The organism is Streptomyces flavotricini, assembly GCF_020639365.1.
In the GTDB taxonomy this organism is placed as follows: domain Bacteria; phylum Actinomycetota; class Actinomycetes; order Streptomycetales; family Streptomycetaceae; genus Streptomyces; species Streptomyces flavotricini.
Map to the genome: position 1 here is coordinate 6658180 of NZ_JAINUL010000001.1, position 23193 is coordinate 6681372.

Annotated in this window: 15 protein-coding genes; 8 read left to right on the forward strand and 7 right to left on the reverse strand. The window is 70.3% G+C overall.

The annotated features are described in order from the left end of the window. Positions 1-115: 115 nt before the first annotated feature. Positions 116-6460: an RHS repeat domain-containing protein gene (locus tag K7B10_RS30380; RefSeq protein WP_229340939.1), complete on the reverse strand. Its 6345-nt coding sequence runs from the start codon at positions 6458-6460 to the stop codon at positions 116-118. Positions 6461-6917: 457 nt separating this feature from the next. Here K7B10_RS30380 and K7B10_RS30385 point away from each other — a divergent pair, with 457 nt between their 5' ends. Beyond that, on the forward strand, positions 6918-11429 hold the full coding sequence (locus K7B10_RS30385) for an FG-GAP-like repeat-containing protein (RefSeq protein ID WP_229340941.1): 4512 nt from the start codon (positions 6918-6920) through the stop codon (positions 11427-11429). 83 nt (positions 11430-11512) lie between these two features. Here K7B10_RS30385 and K7B10_RS30390 read toward each other — a convergent pair whose 3' ends face one another. From K7B10_RS30390 to K7B10_RS30400, 3 genes are all read right to left on the reverse strand, one after another. After that, on the reverse strand, positions 11513-12217 hold the full coding sequence (locus tag K7B10_RS30390; RefSeq protein ID WP_229340943.1) for a nucleotidyltransferase domain-containing protein: 705 nt from the start codon (positions 12215-12217) through the stop codon (positions 11513-11515). Between the two features lie 28 nt (positions 12218-12245). After that, a complete protein-coding gene (locus K7B10_RS30395) occupies positions 12246-12710 on the reverse strand; it encodes a Rieske (2Fe-2S) protein (protein ID WP_229340944.1) in 465 nt (154 codons plus the stop codon). 88 nt (positions 12711-12798) lie between these two features. Further along, positions 12799-13140, reverse strand: a complete 342-nt coding sequence (locus K7B10_RS30400) for a DUF952 domain-containing protein (protein WP_229340946.1) — start codon at positions 13138-13140, stop codon at positions 12799-12801. 107 nt (positions 13141-13247) lie between these two features. Here K7B10_RS30400 and K7B10_RS30405 point away from each other — a divergent pair, with 107 nt between their 5' ends. From K7B10_RS30405 to der, 5 genes are all read left to right on the forward strand, one after another. Beyond that, complete coding sequence (locus tag K7B10_RS30405; RefSeq protein WP_229340948.1) at positions 13248-13700, forward strand: YidB family protein; 453 nt, start codon at positions 13248-13250, stop codon at positions 13698-13700. A gap of 231 nt (positions 13701-13931) precedes the next feature. Next, positions 13932-15020 carry a prephenate dehydrogenase gene (locus K7B10_RS30410; RefSeq protein ID WP_229340950.1) on the forward strand — a complete coding sequence of 363 codons (1089 nt, stop codon included), beginning with the start codon at positions 13932-13934 and terminating at the stop codon, positions 15018-15020. A gap of 116 nt (positions 15021-15136) precedes the next feature. After that, on the forward strand, positions 15137-15835 hold the full coding sequence (gene cmk, locus K7B10_RS30415; RefSeq protein WP_030870623.1) for a (d)CMP kinase: 699 nt from the start codon (positions 15137-15139) through the stop codon (positions 15833-15835). Beyond that, a complete protein-coding gene (locus tag K7B10_RS30420; protein WP_229340952.1) occupies positions 15790-16479 on the forward strand; it encodes a lysophospholipid acyltransferase family protein in 690 nt (229 codons plus the stop codon). Before cmk ends, K7B10_RS30420 begins: the two co-directional genes overlap by 46 nt. A gap of 75 nt (positions 16480-16554) precedes the next feature. After that, positions 16555-18015, forward strand: a complete 1461-nt coding sequence (der, locus tag K7B10_RS30425) for a ribosome biogenesis GTPase Der (protein ID WP_229340954.1) — start codon at positions 16555-16557, stop codon at positions 18013-18015. A gap of 20 nt (positions 18016-18035) precedes the next feature. On the opposite strand, the gene K7B10_RS30430 is transcribed toward der, so the two are convergent. Both K7B10_RS30430 and K7B10_RS30435 read right to left on the reverse strand, forming a co-directional pair. Continuing rightward, a complete protein-coding gene (locus K7B10_RS30430) occupies positions 18036-18410 on the reverse strand; it encodes a hypothetical protein (RefSeq protein WP_229340956.1) in 375 nt (124 codons plus the stop codon). A gap of 217 nt (positions 18411-18627) precedes the next feature. Next, positions 18628-19425, reverse strand: coding sequence for a DUF8842 C-terminal domain-containing protein (locus K7B10_RS30435; protein WP_030870611.1), 798 nt, complete (start codon positions 19423-19425; stop codon positions 18628-18630). Between the two features lie 301 nt (positions 19426-19726). Here K7B10_RS30435 and K7B10_RS30440 point away from each other — a divergent pair, with 301 nt between their 5' ends. After that, positions 19727-20461, forward strand: a complete 735-nt coding sequence (locus K7B10_RS30440; RefSeq protein ID WP_229340958.1) for a LysM peptidoglycan-binding domain-containing protein — start codon at positions 19727-19729, stop codon at positions 20459-20461. Positions 20462-20523: 62 nt separating this feature from the next. Continuing rightward, complete coding sequence (locus tag K7B10_RS30445) at positions 20524-21489, forward strand: helix-turn-helix transcriptional regulator (RefSeq protein WP_229340960.1); 966 nt, start codon at positions 20524-20526, stop codon at positions 21487-21489. A gap of 382 nt (positions 21490-21871) precedes the next feature. On the opposite strand, the gene K7B10_RS30450 is transcribed toward K7B10_RS30445, so the two are convergent. Continuing rightward, positions 21872-22969, reverse strand: a complete 1098-nt coding sequence (locus K7B10_RS30450; protein ID WP_229340962.1) for a phosphatase PAP2 family protein — start codon at positions 22967-22969, stop codon at positions 21872-21874. Positions 22970-23193 lie beyond the last annotated feature (224 nt).

Here is a 23193-nt window from a genome sequence, read left to right on the forward strand (position 1 = left end):
ACGGCAGGGCTTCCGTCGATCAGCGCAGCCAAAGCCGACATCCATTGTGCGCGATCATTTTTTGGCATCGACTACTCCGACCCGATCCTCGAATTCTGTGTGCGGCGGGTGTCCGTCACGACGAGCCACCCTTCGACTTGAAATACTGCCAGAAGGAAGGTTCGATGGCGTGAGCGGTGTCCTCGTACGCTCGCCCGCCAACGGTGTCCTCCGCGCCCGGTCCGTAGAGTTCGAGCTGCATCACGTGCGTCCGTTCATGGCCGATCGTCTTGACCATGTTCTCCTCGGATGAGAACGCGTCCGGATAGAAAGTTATCTTCTTCGTGAGGGGATTCGTATGGCCGTAAAGGTCTTTCCCTATGAGCTCCGACTGCCTGTTGATGGTCCATTTTACTCCGGACAGGCTCGCGCCACCCAGCTCGGCGTATTGCTTCACGGTCCTACGCTGCATCGGGAGGGCCAGTCCGGAAAACTCGCCAATGTTTACCCCTCGTCGAAAGAGTGCAGCCTGCGAGAACTTCGCTGCGGCCGAGGCTTCCGGAGCGACCGGACCCAAGGGAAGACTCGCAAGGGCACCGCCCTGACCGACACCCATGTCGAAGGCTGCGCTGCTGACATCCACGCCGTCCGCTGCGAACTCCTTGCGCATTGCATCACCGGCGCACTCCACCTCTCCGAAGAGCTTGAAACCCTGGCAGGCGAAAGTTAGGCCCTCCACGATTCCGGTGAGGATGCCGTGCCCGTAATCGCGGTCATTGCCGAGGGGCTGATCCACCCACTTTCCGCTGCAGCCCGCACGATTGCAGGTGACCTTCCGGTGTCCGGTCTTCGAGGAGCCGCCAGAGGGTTTGCCGCCCTGCGGAGCCGTCTGCTGCCGCCGCTTTCGTTCGACGTAATCGGGGGCGAGGGTGCCGCCGACCGCCTCGACCTCGGTCTCGTAGCGGTTGCCGTAGTCGTACGGGTCGTTGCCGTTGTGGCACTTGTACATGCCGCTGGCGCACTCCTGGAGGGCCAGACCGGTGGGGTCCCAGTAGGTCCAGGGGTTCTGGTTGGCGTACGTGTAGCCGTGGAGTTGCTGGGAGTCCTTGAGGTCCATGATCGGGTCGACGGATATGAATCGGCCGATCAAGGGGTCGTAGTCGCGGGCTCCGATGTGCGTGAGGCCGGTGTCGGTGTCCTTGGTGCCCCCGACGAAGGTCTTCTCGCCCGCCCAGCCGGTCGGCTTGGTGCCGCGCTCTCCACCGAACAGTCCGGTCTTGCGGCGGGTGACAGCCTGCGTGGCGTCGGCGGTGATCTGGGTGGTTCCGGTGTTGTGGTGGTCTGCCAGCACGAAGGTGAGCTTGCCGCCGGTGCGCATCGCGGTGTCGCCGTAATGGCGGGTGCCCTTCACGGTGCCGGACTTGTCAAGGCGGAGTTCGTTGCCTCCGGGGAGGTAGAGGGTGGTGCCTGTGGAGTCCTTGCGGAGCAGCCGCTGGCCCGAGGGGTCGTACGTGAACGTGTTGCTGCCGGCACCCTGGTCGAGGGACTTGAGGCGGCCCTCGGCATCCCAGGTCAGGTACTGGGTGTCAGCGGTGCCGCTCTTGCGGGTCTTGGTGTTGCCGGACGCGTCATAGGTGAAGACCTCGTCACGGGGGTCGGTGCCGGTCTGGCTGACCTTGGGCAGGTCGTGCTTGCCTCCGGTCGGGGCGGCGTAGGTGCGGACCGTGTCCGCGACCGGGCCGGAGGCCGTCTTGTGCTGGGTCTCGGTCTTGCGGTTGCCCACGGCGTCGAAGGTGTACGAGGTCCAGTACGGGTCCTCACCACCGACCACCGATGAGTTGGGCGCGGGCGCGCACGTCTCGCCCTTGTTGGTCCAGGCCTCGACGATACGGTTCAGCGCACCGAGGCTGACGCACTGGGTGTCGGTCGTGCGGCTACTGTCCTGGCCGAAGGCTGTGGCGATCGAGGTCAGGCTGCCGGCCGCGTTGTAGCCGTACTTCGTGTCCTCGACGCGCTGCGGGGCCAGGTCGCGATCGGTATAGGTGCGGGTGACGGCGCCGGTGTGTTCGTCGTACTCCGTCGACCGGTATACGTGTTGGCCCAAGGCGCCCATTTCCGCCCGGGTGGTACGGCCGTAGTGGTCGTAGGTCATCGCCGTGACCAGCCGGCTGCTGCCGGCGGCCATGTTGTTGAGGAGGCCGGAGACCGACTTGTAGGTGCTGCCGACGGTCTCTGCAGGCAGGTCGCCCATCGCCGGCTGCTTCGTCGTCAGTTGTTGTCCGGTGATGTTGTACGTGTTCGTCCACTGGTAGGTGCCCGCCAGCGCGCCCGTGTCCGGGGTGGAAGGGATGGTCACCTTGGTCGTTAGTGGCTGGTACGCATCGTTGAAGAGCAGCACCTCGGACTCGAACGCTTTGCCGTCCACGTACCGGGTCGACTTCGTGAGCTGTCCCTTGGCGACCGTGTCGTAGACCGACGAGGTCAGGAGCGTGGCGCCCTGCTTGATCGCGGTGACGCGGCCCAGCTCGTCGTAGTCGCTGTGCAGCGTGACGCCTCGGGCGTCCGTGACGTCCGTCGCTCGACCGCCCAGGTCGTAAGTGGTCTTGGTGACTCCCTTGTCCGGGTCACTCGTCTCGATCTGCTGGCCGCGCACGTCATACGTGTACGTCCACTTGGCATTACTGGCGTCCGTTACCTGCCCCAGCTGTCCGAGCCTGTTGTACGTGTACAGCGTGGACTGCGAGGCCGTTCGCGCAGGGTCCGTGTACTCCTTGGTCTCGACCGTGCGCCCGAGGGCGTCCACCACGGTCGTGGTGGACGTGCCGCCCTGAGGGGGCACGACCGTGGTCGTGTCGCCGGTGTACGTGGTGGTGGTGCGCTTGGTCTCCGTGCCGAACTTCTTCGCCACGACAGCCGTCACCCGGCCCGCACCGTCGTACTCCGTGTCCGTGGATGAGGGGTACGCCGTCTGCTGACCCGTCACCAGGTCCGGTCCCGGGGCCCCTTCGGCGTAGAACGTGCCGGAACTGCGCCAGGCCTGGCCGAGGGTGTTGAAGAACGATTCCGTGATCAGACGCCCCGCCAGATCGGGTGACTGCGTCTGGGTCTGCCGCTGGCGCAGCAGACCGTCCAGGATCGCGTAGCTCTGGGCGTACTTGTAGTCGTGCGTGAGGGTCTTCGACGTCACCACGACCGGACCGTCATTGCGCACCAGGTACTCGAAGGACCGGCTCGGGGCCTGCGGGTAGGTCGAGGCCGGCCGGTTCGGGCTCCATGCCTTCGTCAGGCGGCCCAGTGCGTCGTACTCTGTGCTGCTGACCTTTCCGTTCGCGTCGGTGACCTGCAGAGGTTGTCCGCGGAGCGGATCGAGCACTGAGGAAGCCGTGTGGCCCTTCGGGTTGGTCGCGACCGTCGCCGTCGGGGCTTCACCGGTGGCCGGCGTGTAGCCGGTCGTCGTCACCTGCCCGTACGCGTCCGCGGAGGCCAGCTGACGCCCGTAGATGTCGTAGCAGAGCTGGTCCCGGTTGGCACCGCAGGTGCTGGGGATGTAGGAGCCGGTGTCGTAGTTGTCGCCCTTGGCATTGATCGCCTCGGTCTTGCTGACCCAGCCCGCCCCGGGGACGGTGCCCAAGGTGCCGCCGTCGAAATAGGTACGCACGTCCTTGATGACGTCGGTCGGCCGGTTGACCGCTGTGCCGCACGGCACCGCCACGGTTTCCACGCGACTGACGCGGTTGACGATCCACTTGTCTGTATTGCGGGCGTAGTAGGTGGTGCTGCAGCTCTCGTCGCCGACAACGGCCGTGTCACCGGTCTCGGAGACCGAGTCGATCATCCCGTAGTCGTCGAAGCGGTTGGTCGTTTCGAGAGTGTGGACGCCACCGGTCACCGTGGTGCGGCTGGCCTTCTTCTCGGTACCCGTCTTGTAGGACACCAGGTCCGGTAGCCCCGGGCGCTTCCTCGTGGCCACCGGGGAGGACCGCCACGGCGTGTAGGAAATGCTGGATACGGGCTTGGCGGTGTCGTCACCGTTGTACGTGGCCGTCTCGCGCGGGCTGCCCGCGAACTCCGGCCGGTCGGTGACGGCGAAGCCCGCCGAGTCCTTGACGTCCCGGCCGTCCAGGCCGCGGAAGTAGCGTGCCTCCGCAAGCGACTTGGGGTCGCCCGCCGCACCCATGCGGGTCTGGACCCGCTCGTATCCACGGGCGATGGAGTGCACGCGGTTCTCGGGCTTGGTGAACTCGTCCGTGCTCTTGTCCCAGGCAGCCCCGCCGAGGTAGGCGTACGAGGTCACGGAGTCGGGGGTGTCGGCCAGGTTGTCGCCCTCGACGACCTGCGTGACCACGTACGTGTTGAACCAGTCCAGCTTGGCCGTGTCACCCTCGAACATCCACTTCACCGGGTAACAGCGCGTGGTGTTCGTCTCGTCCGGCTTGGGCAGCGTCGCGGCGGTGCAGTCGGGCTGGGAGTAGGTGACACCGATGGTGCCGCCGGTCTCCGTGGTCACTTGGTACATCCGAAGCCGGATGAAGGGAGCGAGGCCGTCGCCGGTCTTGTCGACGCGGTTGGGCCGCTGCTCGCCGGCGAACGTGACCGGCGGGAGCGTGATGTCCGGGGCGTCGCCGGCCTTGCCCGTGCGCTGGATGGACTTCAGCCACATCGGGGTGGAGATGCCGTCACCTGAGGGAGGGAAGTTCTGGTCCAGCTTCCAGGAGTCGACGTCCTGGTACGCGCCGCCGGTGAGGATCTTGGTATTGATGCCGGTCAGACGGATACGGGACCAGAACGTGGGGGAGAACTGGTTCTTGCACTCGGTCGAGCCGTCCTTGCAGAACTGGTCGTACGGTGAGTCGGGCCAGTTCTTGGCATTGGCTTCGTCGAAGGTGCCGCAGGTGCTCAGGCACCGCTCGGCCACGTCGAACGTGACTTGCCCCATGGCCTTGGCCGTGTAGACGGAGTCCGCGCGCAGGCCGTAGTCGAGGTGGTCGAGCCAGCCGCCGCGGATGTACGGGGTGACCGTGCCCTTGCCCGTCGTCGAGGAGACGTTGCGGGTGTAGTTGTTGGTCTCGGTCTTCCAGTAGTACGCCATCGCGTCCCCGCCGGGGGCGACGACGTAGTCGAGCTGCCAGCGCCAGGCCTGCTGGCACCAGCCGCTCGCGAAGGAGGCGTTGTAGCAGGGCTCGCCCGCCTGGTTGCCGAACACCGGAACGGTCCACGCTGAGTTCGTCGTCGGTGTCGACGCGTCCTTCCAGCCCGGCAGCCGGTTCAGGCCGAAGAAGTACTGCGTACCGTCGGTCGTGGTGATCTTCCAGTGCTCACCGTCGTTGTCACCGTTGTTGGCACCGGTGAGCTTCTCGACCTTCTCACCCGAGTCCGTGGCCGGGTGCCAGCCCTTGCCCTGCTCGTACACCAACTCCGAGGACTTGCCGCCCAGCGACAGGGTCACGTTGTCGTTGAACCAGCACAGGTCCCCGACCTTCGTCGTGTTCGTGCCACCGGTCTTGTCGTCCTCGCAGGATTTGTACCGGCGCTCGATGAACCCCGGCTCCCACGACCAGCCGTCGCCGATCCACGAACCCTGCGTGTTCGACGCGGCCGTACGGCCGTCCACGGCCTGGGAGCTGTAGCCCAGGCCGATCGTCGGCCGGAGTCCGGCCGGCACGCTCGGTACGTCGACCTTGTACGACCAGGAGAACGCCCCGGTCGGGCTGCCGGAGGTCCACGCCCCGGACGGCTGGAGCGACGTCGCCTTGTAGTCGCCGGTCGGGCCGGACGCATCCGCCGTGGCCGCGAGGACCATGGCGCCCGGTGCGGCGGCCGCCGCGGACATCGACTTCTGGGCCGGCTTGCCTGCGTTCGCCGTCGTGCCGGGGGTGCTGATCTGGGCGGAGAGCCTGCCCGTGCGGGTGTCGTTCTTCGTCTTCAGCGGCTTCTGCGTACGGCACTCCGCGCGGTCGGGAGTGGTCAGCGCGCAGGCCGGGAGCTCCACCAGGTGCAGACGGGCGGCGTAGTCGCCGCCGTACGCGCCGCGGAAGGAGTCGTAGTCCACCTCGACCTTGGCCGGGACGGAGTTCGGCGAGCCGTCCGAGCGGCCGACCGACAGCAGTACGCCGTCAACGCCCGCCTTGCGAGCGGATTCCTTGTCTGCCACCGAGACCTTGACCCGGCCGGGATCGGTGACGCCGGTTGCCGGACTGCTCCGCAGCAGGGCCGACTTCGCCAGTCCTGCATCGGCAGGGGAGACCTTGACCGGCAGCTTGCCGGCCCGTCCTCCCGTGGACAGGGAGACCTCGGCCGAGCCGGGAGCCGGCCAGCTCGTCTTCGGCTTCTGCTTCTTCGCGGCCGCGTCCGGGCGCTTCGCACCACCCGTGGCGACCTTCGCCACCGGAACGGCCTTCGGCTGCTTGGGTCCCGGCAATGGCGGGCCGTTCTTGGCCTCTGCCGCTACTGCTGCGCCGGGCAGCGCACCAGCGAGAACCACGGCAGCCAATGCTGCCGAAAGCCCTCGCGTGCTAAATCGTCTCACACCCCACCCCAACTGCTCGATTGAAATTATCGGAGCGCAGGCTAACAGGGTTTATCGGTGATATCGGACGTACCGTCAGATCGCATTAATCAACACTGTTCACGCTGAATGAATGCAAAGGTGATCTTCCCGTGTCAAAGTGGACATGTCTGTGTTGATCAGGTGAAGTCGCAGGTGGTGGTGGGGGGTGGGGTCCTGAGCCGGGTAGTGTCGCGCCCGGTATCAGCCAAGTTTTAAGGCATGGGGAGTTTGCGTGGTGGAGGGGATATTCCGTCGGGGGCGAAGAGATAGGCGGCTTATTCGGGCCGGTATCTCTTTCGCTCTTGCGGGGGGAATGGCCGCGACGGGATTGTTGGTTCTCGAGCCGCGAGCGGCTGTCGCGGCGTCGGCGGATCCTGTCGCCGACGGCTCGATGAGCGCCGAGGACTTCGCGCTGAAGAAAGCCAAGGAGACCGGGCAGCCTTACGAACTGGTGAAGGCGCGCACGCAGTCCTCGGACACATGGGCCATGCCGACCGGCAAGTGGTCCGTGAAGCGGTACGGAACCCCCGTGCGCGTGCGGCGCGGCGGTGCCTGGGTGGCGACCGACCCGACGCTGCAGTTCACGGCGAACGGGGCGGTCGCCTCGAAGGCGGTCGCCGGTTCGGTGACGTTCTCCGGCGGTGGTACCGGGCCGTTCCTGTCGGGTGTGAAGGACGGCCGGACGTTCTCGCTGACGTGGCCGAAGGCCCTGCCGAAGCCGACGCTGGCCGGGAACGTGGCGACGTACGCGAACGTGCTGCCCGATGTGGACCTGCAGCTGAAGGCCGAGATCGAGGGCTTCTCCCAGCTTCTGATCGTGAAGACGGCCGCGGCCGCCAAGCACCCCGATCTCGCGACGCTGAGGTTCAAGCTCGACACGGTGGGCCTCAACGTCTCCACGGACGGGACGAGCGGGCTCATCAAGGCGGTCAACCCGGCCGGACAGGACGTGTTCACCGCGTCCGCGCCGATGATGTGGGACTCCACGACCACCGCGGGCTGGGCCTCCGCGGCCAAGAGCACCGGGGCCCGTGCGCAGGTGGCGGCGGAAGGCACCCCGCCGGCGCCGTCGGACGTGTTCGTGCCGCCGTCCGGCGCCAAGGACGCCCAGATGCCCACGACGGTGTCGGGCGGCAATCTGGAGATCAAGCCCGACCAGGCCCTCCTGACCGGCGCCGCCACGAAGTACCCCGTGTACATCGACCCCTCGGTCGCGTGGAGCGAGCACCACGACTGGGCCTGGGCCTACCGCAGCTGGCCGAACAACTCCTACTGGAACACCAAGCAGGACGTCCGCGTCGGCTACGAGAGCGAGACGAACGGGCTCTCCCGCTCCTTCTTCCAGCTCGACACCGCCAACATCAAGGGCGCCCAGATCACCAAGTCCACGTTCCGCATCAAGGAGACGTGGTCCTGGTCCTGCACGGCGACCCCGGTCGAGCTGTGGAGCACCGAGGCGATCTCGTCGGACACGACCTGGAACCACCAGCCCAAGCAGCGCCGCATGCTCGACACGGTGAAGGCCGCCAAGGGCCGCGCCGAATGCGCCGCGGGCAATCTGGAGTTCAATGCGACCTCCATCGCGCAGGAGGCCGCCTCCAACGGCTGGAACTCCCTCACGCTCGGCCTCTACGCACCGAACGAGAGCGACCAGTACCAGTGGAAGCGCTTCGACCCGAAGACGATCGTGCTGGAGACCGAGTACAACAACCCGCCCGCAACCCCGACCGGCCTGGGCACCTCGCCCGCCACGTCGTGCACCGAGGGCGGAGTGATCGGCAATACCCGCATCGCCCTGTACGCGAAGGCCGAGGACGCGGACGGCGGCAACCTGCAGGCCGAGTTCCAGCTCTTCAAGGCAGGCCAGAGCGCCCCGGTCGCGACGCAGGCGCTTCCCGCGCTCAGGGGACGCGTGGTGACGTGGTCCGTCCCTGACGCGACCTTGGTGAGCGGGTCCTACAGCTGGAAGGTCCGCATCACGGACCAGGACAACGCCTCCTCCGCCTGGTCCTCCACCTGCACGTTCGCAGTGGACCGGGACAGGCCCAGCCATCCGCCCGTGATCGGCTCCGCCCAGTTCCCCGATGGCTCGGCGGGATGGCCCGCCACGACCGGGGTGGCCCGTACGCCCGGTTCCTTCACCTTCGGCGCCAATGGCGAGACGGACCTGAAGGAGATCTGGTACTACACGGATGACCAGCCGCGGCTGAAGTCGGTGGCACCCGACGCCAGCGTCACCATCGTCCCGCCCGGTGCCGGTCCGCACCACGTCTACGCCTACGCCATCGACAAGGCCGGCAACCGCTCCGACACGGCCACGTACACGTACTACGCCAAGCGCTCGAACCTGTTGGACGGTCCGGGGGACCTCAACGGCGACGGCAACCGGGACATCTGGACCCTCGACGCCAAGGACCAGCTCCTCACCTACACCGGACAGGGGAACGGCACCTTCGTCCGGGCCAAGTCGGAAGACGGCGGTGCGGCGTTCGGCGGAGCCCAGATCGCCTACCAGGGCGACTGGGACGGCGACGGGGACAACGACCTCGTCTCCCTCCAGTACAACTCGGTCCTGGGCAAGAAGCAGCTGACGACGTACGCGAACACCGGTATGGGAACGGTGGACAACCCCACCGGTCTGGACGTGAGCAACCACGAGAACAACCACTGGTCCAACGCGGAACAGATCATCGCCTCCGGAGACCTCGACGGGGACGGGCTGCAGGACCTGCTGGTCAAGCAGGGCAAGCAGCTCTGGGCGTACTACGGCACCGTCTTCAACATCCTTGACGACAAGGAACCCGTGCTCGTCGGCAACGGCGACTGGGACAAGTTCACGGTCATCGCCGCGGGCGACCTGAACGGCGACAAGGTCCCCGACCTGTGGCTGCGGGAGAACGCCACCGGCGACCTGTTCCGCACCTACGGGAGCAAGGGGCCGGACGGCAACCTCGACCCCACCGCCTGGGGCAGCACCGCCACACGCGTCAAGGTCGGAACAGGGTTCGACGAAGCCACCTATCCGAGCCTGGCCTCGGTCGGTGACATCACCGGCGACGGAATCCCCGACCTGTGGGCGCGCAAGGGCGGCAAGGTCGTCGCGTGGCCGGGCAAGCAGCCCGACGCCAACGGGACGTCCTTCGGTGCCGAGTTCGTGGTCGCCGCCCAGCTCGGCGACGTGCCGGTGGCCGGCACCGAGGTCGGAAACGGCAACGACCGGGTCCGCTGGGCGGACTTCGACGGTGACGGCAGACTCGACTACACCCTGATCGCCGATGACGGGACCGTCTCGGTCTGGGTCAACAACGGCGGCGACGGGTCCGGCGGCTGGAAGCTGCTGGGCCAGGTCTTCAAGGGCGCCACCACCGACCGCTCGCAGGTCCGCCTCGCGGACTTCGACGGCGACGGCAAGTCCGACTACGTGATGATCAATGCCAACGGATCGCTGAGCGTCCGCCTCAACAAGGGCGGCGGCGAGGGCGGCTGGAAGGACATCGGCCAGGTCTTCGCCGGTACGACCACCGACCGTACGAAGGTCCGCCTCGTCGACTTCGACGGTGACGGCAAGTCCGACTACGTGGCCTACGGCGACGCCGGCGACGTGAGCGTCCACCTCAACAAGGGCGGCGACGGGAACGGCGGCTGGCAGGCCCTCGGCAAGGTGGCGGGCGGCGCGACCCCGGACCGTTCCCGCGTGCGCTGGGCCGACTCCAACGGTGACGGCAAGGCCGACTACCACGTGATCAACGACAACGGCGGCATCGAGTCCTACCTCAACCAGGGTGGCGACGGGTTCGGCGGCTGGAAGTCCCTCGGCCAGGTCACCACCGGCTTCACCACCAACCGTCAGCTCGTCCAGCTCGGCGACTTCACCGGTGACGCCAAGGCCGACTACATCCTCGCCGGGCCGAACGACAGCGCCACCGTCCACGCCTGGAACGGCGGCGACACCAGCAGCAGCAACGGCTGGATCGCGCTCGGCACCGTCATGGCGGGATCCGACGCCCACCCCGCTCCCTCATCGGCCTTCTTCCACTCCATCAAGTCGCCGACCGGTGGCTGGGCCCCCTTCAGCCCGCTCGCGGGTGTGGGCGGCGCCGGATACTTCCAGGGATCCGAGAACGCGATCACCTCGACGCCCGACGGGTCGGTCCAGGTACTGGGCACCGGCACGGACGGGAAGCTCTACCACGTCGCCCGGTACCCCAACGGCAGCTGGACCAAGTGGGGGGCGATCGACGGTGCGACGGCCGGCTCGACGTGGGCTTCGCGCGACGAGGCCATCGCGGGCATGCCCAACGGCGACGCGCAGGTCATGTCCATCGGATCCGACGGACGGATCTACCACAACGCCCGCTACAAGAACGGCTCCTGGCAGGGCTGGAACCCCGTCTCGACCTGGAGTGCCCGCGCGGTCGCCGCGACGGGCATGCCGAACGGTGATCTGCAGGTCGTGATCGTCGGTCTCGACGGCAAGCTCTACCACGCGGCCCGCTACGCCAACGGCTCCTGGCAGGCCTGGAACGCGATCGACGGCTATCAGGGAGCCGCCGGGTTCGCCGCCTCGTCGGTGGCCATCGCCGGCATGCCCAACGGTGACGCGCAGTTCGTCGCCGTCGGCAACGACGGGCGCCAGTACCACACCGTCCGTTTCGTCAACGGCTCCTGGCAGGGATGGAGCCCGATCGGCGGAGTGGACAACGCCACCAGCGTCGCCATCACCGGTATGTCCAACGGTGACGCGAACCTCGTGGCCGTGGCCCCGGACGGGATCACCTACCACAACGCCCGCTACGCCAGCCGCAGCTGGCAGGGCTGGGTCGCCCCGGGGTTCGTCGCGAACGACGCGGGAGTCACCGGAACGGGCAACGGAGAGGTCCACGTGCTCGTCAGCCATCGCTGAACCCGTGCGCCCCGTGCGCCCCGTCTGAAACCCGCCCGGCCCGGACTGCTCGCAGTCCGGGCCGGGCGGCCGTTGGCGGCCGGCTATGCCGAGGCGCTCGTGCGGCGGGCGCGGAGGAGGAAGTCCTCCACGCGGGCCAGGTCCGGTTCCGGGGGGAGGGGGGTGGTGGTCAGGGCCGTGTCCGACTCCTCGCGGAGGCGGGCCATCCAGGTGTCCACCTCCGGCCAGGCGAGTTCGCCGTGCTTGGCCGCGAGGAGGCGGTCGCGGTGCTCGGTGGCGTCGATCGTCAGGCGGCCCGTGCGCAGCAGGTCGCGGCAGGACAGGAGGAGGCGCACCAGGTGCATGGCGTGCTTCCAGCGCGGGGCGCCGTGGACGCGGACGTCCGCGAGCAGTTTGGCGTGCTGGGACGTGGCGTACCGGGTGAAGGTGGTGTGCGCCCGGCGGGAGAGGAAGGCCCCCCGCAGGGAGAGCAACTCCTCGCCCGGCGGGGTAAGCCGCTCCACCAGCGGGGAGTGCAGGCACTCCAGGACGTTCGGATTGGCGCGCAGGGCGAGTTCGCACAGGCGCTCCAGCTCCCAGGAGAACTCCTCCTCCCGCGGGCCCTCCACGTGCGTCGGCGGCTTCTCCAAGCGCCAGAACAGCGGCGTCGGGGCGAGGTAGACACCGCGCCGGTCGGTGTCGCTCGCCTCCGTCGCCAAGCCGAACGCCCGGGAGCCCATCACGCACGCGTAGATCGTGTGGTCGCGTACGAGGGCGAGGGCTTCCGGGGACGTGGTCGGCTCGTTCATCCCGGGAGCGTAGGCCGGGCGGACCGGGCTACGCGAGCGAGATATTCCCGTCCGGGGCCACCGTGATCTGCTTCTCCGCCAGGGGACGGGTCGCCGGGCCGTGGGCCACCGCGCCGTCCGTGATCTGGAACTTGCTGCCGTGGCACGGGCAGTCGATGGTGCCGGCCTCCACCTTGTTCACGAGGCAGCCCTGGTGCGTGCACACCGCCGTGAAACAGCGGAAGGACCCGGCCGTGGGCTGGGTGACCACCAGCTTCTCGTCCTTGAGGACCGTGCCGCCGCCCACCGGTACCGCGGAGGACTTGAGCAGCGCCTTGCCCGTTCCTGCCGCGGGGGAGGACGGGGCGGCGGTCTCGGAGGTCGAGGGGCTGCCCGGCTCGCTCTTCGGGCTCTTCGCCTCGCCGCCGCACGCGGTGAGCGTGCCGCCGCCCAGCGCGACGGCTGCTCCTGCCGCCAGTACCGTACGGCGGGCCGTCGGCGTGGGGTCGCTCATGGGGTGCTCCTTGATCGGGTCGCTCCGGGATGGCGTGCAGCATCTTGGTCCCTCCCGGGCCCCAGGAGAAGCCCCCGCGCCACCCGGCTCAGGAGCCGTGCTCCCACGGGACCAGTTCCGCCGGGCCGCCCGGCGTGCGCGCGACCTCCCAGAGGCGGACCACGGCCGCCCGGTCCAACGGGCCGTGGACGTGCGGGTAGCGGCCGCCCGATTCACCCTCGCGGCGGACCTCCGAGGTCAGGGCCCGCTCGTCGAGCTCGACGGCCAGCAGCGGACCCGGTACGTCGCGGTAGTGCGCCTCCGCGATCGCGAGCACCGTCGGGCGGTCCGCCGAACAGTGCACGAAGCCCTCCGATTCGAGCGAGGAGGGTGCGTACGGAAGCTCGGGCGCGGCGGTCCAGTCGGCGAGCGGCACGATGTGGAAGATCATGCCGGCCGTTCTATCGCACCCGCCCCGGACATTCCGCATCAAGTGGCAGCTTGAGGCGGATCGAGTGACATTGTCCGTGTCTCGAACCCTCTCGAAAGGCATGGACGATGGCGGGCAACGACCTCGGCTCCCTCCTGGGCGGCCTCCTCGGAGGCGGCAGCGGCGGCCAGGCGGGTGGCGGTGGCGGTGGCGGTGGCAACATCCTCGGCGCGCTGCTCGGAGCCCTCATGGGCGGCGGCGGTGCGGGCGCGGCCCAGGCGGCCGGAGGCGGGAACGATCCGCTCGGCGGGCTGATGGACATGCTGGGCAAGTCCGGTCTCGCCGACCAGGCACAGTCCTGGATCGGTACGGGAGACAACAAGCCGGTCAGCGGTGCCCAGATCGCCGAGGCGCTGCCGGACGACACCCTGCAGCAGGTCGCCGAGCAGGCGGGCGTCAGCCCGCAGGAGGCCGCCGACCAGATCGCGCAGTCGCTGCCGCAGGCCGTGGACAAGCTGAGCCCGGCCGGTTCGATCCCGAGCGGTTCCCTCGAGGACATCATCCGGCAGCAGAACCTCTAGTACGCACCTCTGGTCCGGGCCTCTGGTCCCGCACCTCTGGTCCGGGCCTCTGGTCCCGCACCTCTGGTCCGGGCCTCTGGTCCGTTCGTCCGCGCCCCGGTGGCGCCGAGGGTCCGGCCGCCGTCCCACATGACGGGCCGCCGGGCCCTCCTGCCGTCTGCGCTGGCTACTCTGGCCCTGACTCACCGTTACCCCTCAGCCACCCGTCACCCGCATCCCTGGAGCGCCCCCGTGAGAACCGCCGTCGTGATCGGAACCGGACTGATCGGCACCTCCGCGGCGCTCGCCCTGACCGCCCGCGGGATCACCGTCCACCTCGCCGACCACGACCCGGCCCAGGCCCGTACGGCCGCCGCCCTCGGCGCCGGCACCGACGAGGCCCCCGAGGGTCAGGTCGACCTCGCGGTCGTCGCCGTACCGCCGGCCCACGTGGCCGCGACGCTGGCCGAGGCGATCGGCCGCGGCCTGGCCCGGGCGTACGTGGACGTGGCCAGCGTCAAGGGCGGCCCCCGCCGGGAGCTCGAGGCCCTCGGCGTCGACGTCACGGCGTACATCGGCACCCACCCCATGGCCGGCAAGGAGCGCTCCGGCCCGCTCGCCGCGACGGCCGACCTCTTCGAGGGGCGGCCCTGGGTGCTGACCCCGACCCGGGACACCGACCACGAGGTGCTCAACCTGGCGCTCGAACTGGTGGCCCTCTGCAAGGCCGTACCGGTGGTCATGGACGCCGACGCGCACGACCGGGCGGTCGCGCTGGTCTCGCACACCCCGCAGCTGGTGTCCAGCATGGTCGCGGCGCGCCTGGAGGAGGCCGACGAGACGGCGGTACGGCTGTGCGGGCAGGGGATCCGGGACGTGACCCGGATCGCCGCCTCCGACCCGCGGATGTGGGTGGAGATCCTCTCGGCGAACCCCGGCCCGGTGGCCGACGTCCTCGCCGGCATCGCCTCCGACCTGGAAGCCACGGTCGACGCACTGCGCGGGCTCCAGTCGGCGGACGTGGAGAAGCGGCGCGGCGGCGCGGCCGGCATCGAGGACGTCCTGAAGCGGGGCAACGCGGGCCGGGTCCGGGTGCCGGGCAAGCACGGCGCCGCGCCCATCGCGTACGAGACGGTCGCCGTGCTGATCAGCGACCAGCCGGGCGAGCTCGCGCGGATCTTCGCCGACGCCGGGCGGGCCGGGGTCAACATCGAGGACGTGCGGATCGAGCACGCCACGGGCCAGCAGGCCGGTCTCGTCCAGCTCATGGTCGACCCCAGGGCGGCCGCTGCCCTCACCGCGGAGCTGCGCGAACGCGGCTGGGCCCTGCGCCAGCAGTAGCCGGCCGGACCGCCTCCGCGGTACTGGGCGGCGCCCGTGTCCGGGGCCGGTAACCTTGGGGAGGGGCGCTTTGGCGCGCCCGGACACGTACGCGCAACCAGGAAGGTGCCCGCACCGTGGAAACCGCAGCTCCGTCCGCCGTGATCGTCGCCATCGACGGTCCCTCCGGCACGGGCAAGTCCAGCACCTCCAAGGCCGTGGCCGCCAAGCTCGGGCTGCGCTACCTGGACACCGGTGCCCAGTACCGGGCCATCACCTGGTGGATGATCACCAACGGGATCGACACCGACGACCCGCACGCCATCGCCGTGGCGGCCGGCAAGCCCGGCATCGTCTCCGGCACGGACCCGGCCGCCCCGACCATCACGGTCGACGGCCTGGACGCCTCCGGACCGATCCGCACCCAGGAGGTCACCTCCAAGGTCAGCGCCGTCAGCGCCGTCCCGGAGGTGCGCACCCTGATCACCGAGCTCCAGCGCTCCATCGCGGCCTCGGCCGAGGGCGGGATCGTCGTCGAGGGGCGGGACATCGGCACCACCGTCCTGCCCGACGCCGACCTCAAGATCTTCCTGACCGCGTCCCCCGAGGCCCGCGCCGCGCGCCGCAGCGGTGAGCTGCGCGGCAAGGAGGCCACGGACCTCGCGGCCACCAAGGAAGCCCTGATCAAGCGCGACGCCGCCGACTCGGGCCGCAAGACCTCCCCGCTGGCCAAGGCCGGGGACGCCGTGGAGGTCGACACCACCGAGCTCACGCTCGACCAGGTCATCGAATGCGTCGTGACGCTGGTGGAGGAGAAGCGGGCGGCGCGCACGTGAGCGCAACGCCCTCCCTCAAGGGTGCGGCGCTCGGCAGGCGGATCGGCATCGGCCTCATGTACGGGCTGTGGAAGCCGCGCGTACTGGGCGCCTGGCGCGTGCCCGCCTCGGGGCCTGTCATCCTTGCCGTGAACCACGCGCACAACATCGACGGTCCGATGGTCATGGGCACCGCCCCGCGGCCGCTGCACTTCCTCATCAAGAAGGAGGCGTACGTCGGCCCGCTCGGCCCGTTCCTGGACGGGATCGGCCAGGTCAAGGTCGACCGTACGGGCGCGGACCGGGGCGCCATAGGCAGGGCGCTCGCGGTGCTGGAGAACGGCGGAGCCCTGGGGATCTTCCCCGAGGGCACCCGCGGCGAGGGCGACTTCGCCTCGCTGCGCGCCGGGCTCGCGTACTTCGCGGTCCGCAGCGGCGCGCCCGTCGTGCCCGTGGCCGTGCTCGGCAGCACCGAGCGCCAAGGGCGGCTGGTCCGCGGACTGCCGCCGTTCAAGAGCCGGGTCGACGTCGTCTTCGGCTCCGCCTTCGACGCGGGCGACGGCACCGGCCGCCGCACCCGTACGGCCCTGGACGAGGCCACCGCACGCATCCAGAGCAGGCTGACCGCCCACCTGGCCGACGCCAAGCGCCTCACCGGGCGCTGAGCGAGACTTGACCTAGTAGTGGAACCGCGCTGCGCGGGCACCACCGATCACCACGAACGACGAGGAACGGACTTCATGAACGACCAGCACGACCACGGAGCACTTGGCGATGCCGAGTACGCGGAGTTCATGGAGCTCGCCGCGGAGGAAGGCTTCGAAGTTGAGGACGTCGAGGGCGCGATCGCGGAGGCCGGCCACGGGCCGCTGCCCGTGCTCGCCGTCGTGGGCCGTCCCAACGTCGGCAAGTCGACCCTGGTGAACCGCATCATCGGCCGCCGCGAGGCGGTCGTCGAGGACAAGCCCGGTGTCACCCGCGACCGCGTCACGTACGAGGCCGAGTGGGCCGGCCGCCGGTTCAAGGTCGTCGACACCGGCGGCTGGGAGCAGGACGTCCTCGGCATCGACGCCGCCGTCGCCGCCCAGGCCGAGTACGCCATCGAGACCGCCGACGCGGTCGTCTTCGTCGTCGACGCCAAGGTCGGCGCCACCGACAGCGACGAGGCCGTCGTCAAGCTGCTGCGCCGGGCCGGCAAGCCCGTCGTCCTGTGCGCGAACAAGGTCGACGGCCAGAGCGGCGAGTCCGACGCGGCCTCCCTGTGGTCCCTGGGCCTCGGCCAGCCGCACCCGGTCTCCTCGCTGCACGGCCGCGGTACGGGCGACATGCTCGACGCCGTCCTGGACGCGCTGCCCGAGGCGCCCGAGCAGAGCTTCGGCGGCGCCCCGGTGGGCGGCCCCCGGCGCATCGCGCTCATCGGCCGCCCGAACGTCGGCAAGTCCTCGCTGCTCAACAAGGTCGCGAAGGAGGACCGCGTCGTCGTCAACGAGCTGGCCGGCACCACCCGCGACCCGGTCGACGAGCTGATCGAGCTCGGCGGCGTCACCTGGAAGTTCGTGGACACCGCGGGCATCCGCAAGAAGGTGCACCTCCAGCAGGGCGCCGACTACTACGCCTCCCTGCGCACGGCCGCCGCCGTCGAGAAGGCGGAGGTCGCGGTCATCCTGATCGACACCACCGAGACGATCAGCGTCCAGGACCAGCGCATCATCACGATGGCCGTCGAGGCCGGGCGCGCGATCGTGATCGCGTACAACAAGTGGGACGAGCTCGACGAGGAGCGCCGCTACTACCTCGAGCGCGAGATCGAGACCGAGATGCAGCAGGTCGCCTGGGCGCCCCGGGTGAACGTCTCGGCGAAGACCGGCCGTCACATGGAGAAGCTGGTCCCGGCGATCGAGACGGCCCTCGCGGGCTGGGAGACGCGCGTCCCGACCGGCCGGCTGAACGCCTTCCTCGGTGAGGTCGTCGCGGCCCACCCGCACCCGATCCGCGGCGGCAAGCAGCCCCGCATCCTGTTCGGCACCCAGGCGGGGAGCAAGCCGCCGCGGTTCGTCCTCTTCGCCTCCGGCTTCCTGGAGCACGGCTACCGGCGCTTCATCGAGCGCCGCCTGCGCGAGGAGTTCGGCTTCGAGGGGACCCCGATCCACATCTCCGTGCGGGTGCGCGAGAAGCGTGGCGCGCAGTACAAGAAGAAGTAGGCGGCGAGGATGATCCGGGGTCAGTAACCCCGGCGCGGAGCGGGCGGCAGGGCCGCCGGGATGTGGTGCATTCCGGTGTGGTGCTGCCGCCCGCCGGCGTATGCGGGGCCGGCGGCGCCGTGGTCGCCACCGCCGGTCGCGGACCCGGCGTACGCGTACGAGGGCTGCGGCGCAGGGGTGTACGAGGCCGGCCACGGGTCGGTCTGCCATGCCGAGCCGTTCCAGCCGCTCCCGTACGAGCCGCCCGCGTACGAGGCGCCGCCGCCCGCGTAAGAGAACGCCGTGAACCCGAGGTCCTCTTCGCCCGTACGGTCGCCCGGCAGGGCCCGGAAGGCGCGCAGGTACTCCGAGTAGAGCGTGTCGTAGATCGGGGTGTGCGAGACGGCGGGGCGCATCGGGGAGACGGCGCTCGCGTGGGCAGGGGCGCGGGATGGGTCGTATGAATGCACGTATCAGCCAACGAACCCGGGGCCCTGCGGATGCGGGCGAGAAGCATAAAAACGCAGATCGCCGGGGGTGCGCGGGATGGACCGCGTACCCCCGGCGCATACCGCACCGCCCCCTCGCCGGGAGCGGTGCGGTGTTCCGGGAATCCCTCGCGTGCGCCCGGGCTCAGACGCCGGAGGTGCCCGCCAGCGGCATCGAGGCCGCCACGAGCTTGCCGCCGGCGGCGGCCTTGTCCAGCGCGTCGCGGAGCAGGTCCTCGCGGGGCTGCTGGCCGATGGAGCCGACCGGAGCGGCGTAGATCAGCACGCGCTGCGTCTTGTTGACGGCGGCCCGCCAGCCGTCGGTGACCGACAGGGCCTGGTGCGCCTGCCACCAGGCGACCTGGCCGCCGCCCTCGGTGCCGGGCTGGAGCACGGCGTGCAGCTGGCCCGCGGCGAGCAGGACCGACCAGCCGGCGAGCGGGGAGGGCAGCTCGGCGGTGTCGGTGACCGGGATGAACCCCTGCTCGATCAGGAGCGGCAGGAAGTCGTCACCGGGGCCGCTGGTGCCGGGGCGGGCGATCGGCGCGGTCGGCTCGACCACGAGCGCCGGGTGCAGCTCGCCGCCGATCAGGACCAGGCCGCTGGTGATGCCGAGGACCGCCTGGCCGCCCGGCACGTTCTGCGGGGCGCTGCCGCCGGCGGGGCTGTCGCCGGTGATGCTGCGGACCGCGCCCTGGAGCTGCTCCTCGGAGACGGTCACCACCTGCGAGGGGATGCAGCCGGCGTGGGCGAAGGCGAGGACGGCCGTCTCCTCGCCGACGAACAGCACCGTGCTGGTGCGGTCGGTCTCGGGGTCCCCCGGGGTGCGGCAGGAGGTGCAGTCGTAGCTGCGCGGTGCGTCGTCGCCGGTGAGCAGCCTCTCGGCTTCTTCGTCACCGATCTCGGCACGTACCTCATCACTGACGTCGAGCATGCGGGGCACGGGCTGGCTCCTCGGACTAGGCGGGCGGGGACGGCCGGGCGGTTCCCGGCTCGCCGGGCTCAACGGCCGAGCGGCGGCCGGGGTCACGCCGTTGGAGGGAACGGAATCGAACCTGGCCCCCGGAGGGGTGAACGGTCGGACCGGTGCTTTCTTTTCGTGCCAACTCTTTTTTGGATGTGCGCAGTTGGTGGTCGCTCCTGGTCGTTTCCGGCGGGGCGGCGGCTCCGCCGACCGGGTGGGCTGCGGGACGGGCCGCGTGGCAAGGCCGGTTGGACCCCGCGGAGCTGCGTAGCGTGACGCGATGCCCGACCTCCGGATCCGGCGGGCCGCCTCGGCGGCCGCTTCCGCTGCCGCGCTGGCTCTCGTCCTCGTACTCCCGTCGGGGGCCGGCGCGGCCCCGCCGCCCCCCGCGCCCGGGCCCGCGGGGGCGGCCCACCCCGGCTCGCCCGGGATCATCGGGACCGGCCCGGGGGACTGCGGTCCCGGCGGGCAGTGGCCCTGGGACTGCGTGGCCGACTGCGAGAGCAGCGGGCGCTGGGCGGTCAACACCGGCAACGGCTTCTACGGGGGCCTGCAGTTCTGGCAGCCGACGTGGGAGGAGTACGGGGGGCTGGTCTTCGCGGCCCGCGCCGATCTGGCCACCCGGGAGCAGCAGATCCGGGTGGCCGAGGACGTGGTCGGGTTCCAGGGGTGGGACGCGTGGCCGGTGTGCTCGAAGCGGTACGGGCTGGCGGGGCGGATGCACGTCGTGCGGACCGGGGACACGCTGGAGAAGATCGCCCGGCGGTACGGGGTGAAGGGCGGCCGCCAGGCGCTGTACGAGGCGAACCGGGAGGTGATCGGCCCGAAGCCGCAGGAGCCGGTGGTCGGCACGCTGCTGGCCCTGCCGCCGTCGCCTCCGGTTCCGGTCCCGGCCAGGACCCCGGCCGCGACGCCGGTCCCGGCCAAGACCCCGGCTCCGGTCCCGGCCGCGACTCCGGTGCCGGCCCCGGTTCCGACGTCTGCGCCCACCCCCGCGGCCGTACCCGCTCCCTGACGGGGGCTCGGCCCCGCGGGGGCGATTCGGACGGGGGCCGGGCTACCGGCAGACTGCTCCGCATGCTGGAGACCTCCGCACGACTGCTCCGCCTGCTGTCCCTGTTGCAGGCCCACCGCGAATGGACCGGCGCCGATCTCGCGGAGCGCCTCGGCGTGACCCCGAGGACGGTCCGGCGCGATGTGGACCGGCTCCGGGAGCTCGGCTACCCGGTGAACGCCAGCCCCGGCACCGGCGGCGGCTACCAGCTGGGCGCCGGGGCCGAGCTGCCGCCGCTGCTGCTCGACGACGACGAGGCCGTCGCCGTCGCGGTGGGCCTGCGGACGGCCGCCGGGAACGGCGTCGAGGGGATCGGGGAGGCCTCCGTCCGGGCGCTCGCCAAGCTGGAGCAGGTGCTGCCGGGGCGGCTGCGGCGGCGGGTGTCGGCCCTCAACGAGTTCACCGTGCCGATGCTGCGCGGCCCGGGGCGGGCCACGGTCGACGCCTCCGTGCTGACCGGACTCGCCGCCGCGTGCCGGGACAGCGAGCGGCTGCGGTTCGACTACCGGGACCACGGGGGCAGCGTCAGCCGCCGCGTGGTCGAGCCGCACCGGCTGGTGTGCACCGAGCGGCGCTGGTACCTGGTCGCCTGGGATCTGGACCGGGAGGACTGGCGGACCTTCCGGGCCGACCGGATCGAGCCCCGCCCGCCGCACGGGCCGCGTTTCACCCCGCGCCCGGCGCCCGCGGAGGACCTCGCCGCGTACGTGTCGCGCGGCGTGGCGCAGGCCGCGTACGCCGCCCGGGCCGTGCTGAGGCTGAAGCTGCCGGCGGAGGCGGCGGCCGCGGTCGTGGGGCCGAGCCAGGGGGCCCTGGAGCCGCTCGACGCCGAGAGCTGTCTGCTGCGGACGGGGGCCGTGAACCTCGACGTCCTCGTCATTCACGTCATGCTGCTCGGCTGTGAGTTCGAGGTGCTGGAGCCGCCGGAGCTGGCGGACCGGATCAGAGCGGCCCGGGACCTTCTCGGGCGGGCCGTGGAGAAGATGTAAGGAAACCGAGGGGGTTCACCCTGCCGCGCCGGGTGCGCCGCGCTATCCCCGGGGAAATTCCGGAGGTCCCGGACGGAATGCGAAACAGGATGTGCGGAGGGCTTGGCGCGGGCCGGAAAAAGAATGGCGCGCGGACGATTTCGCGGCGGCGCGGGCGAAGCCGGGTCCGTCAAAGAACTGTCGACATTCCGTGACCCAAGCGTGACCCGGTACGGACGAACCTCCGGGCGCTGCGCTGACGTTCCGGTCGGGCGTGCTGTGGGAATCACCGAAATGGCCGAGGCGGGCCGGGTGGTGACCCGGTCCGCCTCGGTGGTGCGGGGTGAGGTGGTGCGTACCGCCCCGCGGTGTGTCGTACGGCCTGCGTCGCCCCGTACGGGCGTCAGCCGCCGGTGGCCGGTCGGGCCGCGGCCCGGGCCGCCGTGGCGGGCCGTTCGGTGTGGGCCGGGCGGCGGCTGCCGTTCGGCGTGACCGGGGTCCGCTCGGACCGGATCAGGTGCGGTCGGCCGGAGATGTGCGCGGCGGGCCGGGGCACCGGGGCGTGCGCGGAGCCCGTGGCGGCCGCCTGCGCGGTCGCCGGGACGGGCGCGGCGGCGGGCTCCTGCGGACCGGCGGGGCCGGTCGAGGGGGCGCCGTCGGCGAGCCGCAGCTGCCACTTGCCTCCCGCGGAGAGCAGCGGGGTGAGTGCGGTGGCGACCGGGACGGGCACGGTTCCGGTCTCCAGCCGGCGGCGCAGCCGCTCCCGCAGCGCGAAGACGCGGGCCTCGACAGCGGCGATCAGCGGCTCGAACCAGGGCAGCGCCAGCATGATCAGCAGGCCGGCGGTCCAGCCGAGCAGGACGTCGCTCACCCAGTGGGTGCCGAGGTACACGGTGGTGGCGCCGACGCTCAGCGAGACGACCGCGGAGAGGATGGACAGCACCCGGCGGGTGACCGTGGTGGACGCCAGGTAGGCCAGGATCCCCCAGGTCACGACGGCGTTCGCGGTGTGGCCGGAAGGAAATATATCGCCGCCGGCGAAGAGTTCGGCGGAGCCGATCTGCGTGGCGTAGTGGGGACCGAGCCGGCCGAGGCCGAGCTTCACCGAGCCGACCGTGATGTTGAGCAGGAGCAGGGCGACGCCGAGGGCGATCAGCGGGCGCAGGGTGTGCTGGCGCCAGGAGCGCCAGCCGAGCCAGGCCGCGACCATCACCGCAGTGGGCCCGCGCTGGCCGAGGACGACCAGGTAGTCGAGAAAGGCGTGGATCTGCGGCCACTGCTCGTAGGGCCGGAAGAACATGACCTGCCAGTCCAGGCGGACGAGCCAGGACGTGGTCAGGACGGCCACCACGATCGCGAGGTAGAACGCGAGGGTCGATCCGAGGAGCACGACGCGGTGCCGGCTCATCTGCGGTGTTTGCAGATGAGCCGGTCGCTCTGGTTCCCGGTCCAGCCGGGCGAACACCCGCTCCAGACGGGTCAGGATTTGGTCGGTACGCACTCAATCGACGTTACCGCGCGCCGATGGGCGGCCCGGTCGAATCACGGGCTTTGTGATGACCATGTGATGTGGAGTTGGTCTCACGTGGAGCTTAATTCCGGGGATTCCGGCATTAGTTGGAGCCGTCTTGATCCAATGCCCTGGCCATTCTTTCGCATACCTAGCCGCGCTTTATCACCGCAGCTCAATTACTTTGCTGAAAGATGGATCGGAATGATCCATTC

Excerpts from the sequence above, each read along its gene's own strand:
- K7B10_RS30385 (WP_229340941.1), top strand. The coding sequence starts at position 6,918 with ATGAGCGCCGAGGACTTCGCGCTGAAGAAAGCCAAGGAGACCGGGCAG.
- K7B10_RS30390 (WP_229340943.1), bottom strand. The coding sequence starts at position 12,217 with ATGAACGAGCCGACCACGTCCCCGGAAGCCCTCGCCCTCGTACGCGAC.
- K7B10_RS30395 (WP_229340944.1), bottom strand. The coding sequence starts at position 12,710 with ATGAGCGACCCCACGCCGACGGCCCGCCGTACGGTACTGGCGGCAGGA.
- K7B10_RS30400 (WP_229340946.1), bottom strand. The coding sequence starts at position 13,140 with ATGATCTTCCACATCGTGCCGCTCGCCGACTGGACCGCCGCGCCCGAG.
- K7B10_RS30405 (WP_229340948.1), top strand. The coding sequence starts at position 13,248 with ATGGCGGGCAACGACCTCGGCTCCCTCCTGGGCGGCCTCCTCGGAGGC.
- K7B10_RS30420 (WP_229340952.1), top strand. The coding sequence starts at position 15,790 with ATGCGTCGTGACGCTGGTGGAGGAGAAGCGGGCGGCGCGCACGTGAGC.
- der (WP_229340954.1), top strand. The coding sequence starts at position 16,555 with ATGAACGACCAGCACGACCACGGAGCACTTGGCGATGCCGAGTACGCG.
- K7B10_RS30430 (WP_229340956.1), bottom strand. The coding sequence starts at position 18,410 with ATGCGCCCCGCCGTCTCGCACACCCCGATCTACGACACGCTCTACTCG.
- K7B10_RS30440 (WP_229340958.1), top strand. The coding sequence starts at position 19,727 with ATGCCCGACCTCCGGATCCGGCGGGCCGCCTCGGCGGCCGCTTCCGCT.
- K7B10_RS30445 (WP_229340960.1), top strand. The coding sequence starts at position 20,524 with ATGCTGGAGACCTCCGCACGACTGCTCCGCCTGCTGTCCCTGTTGCAG.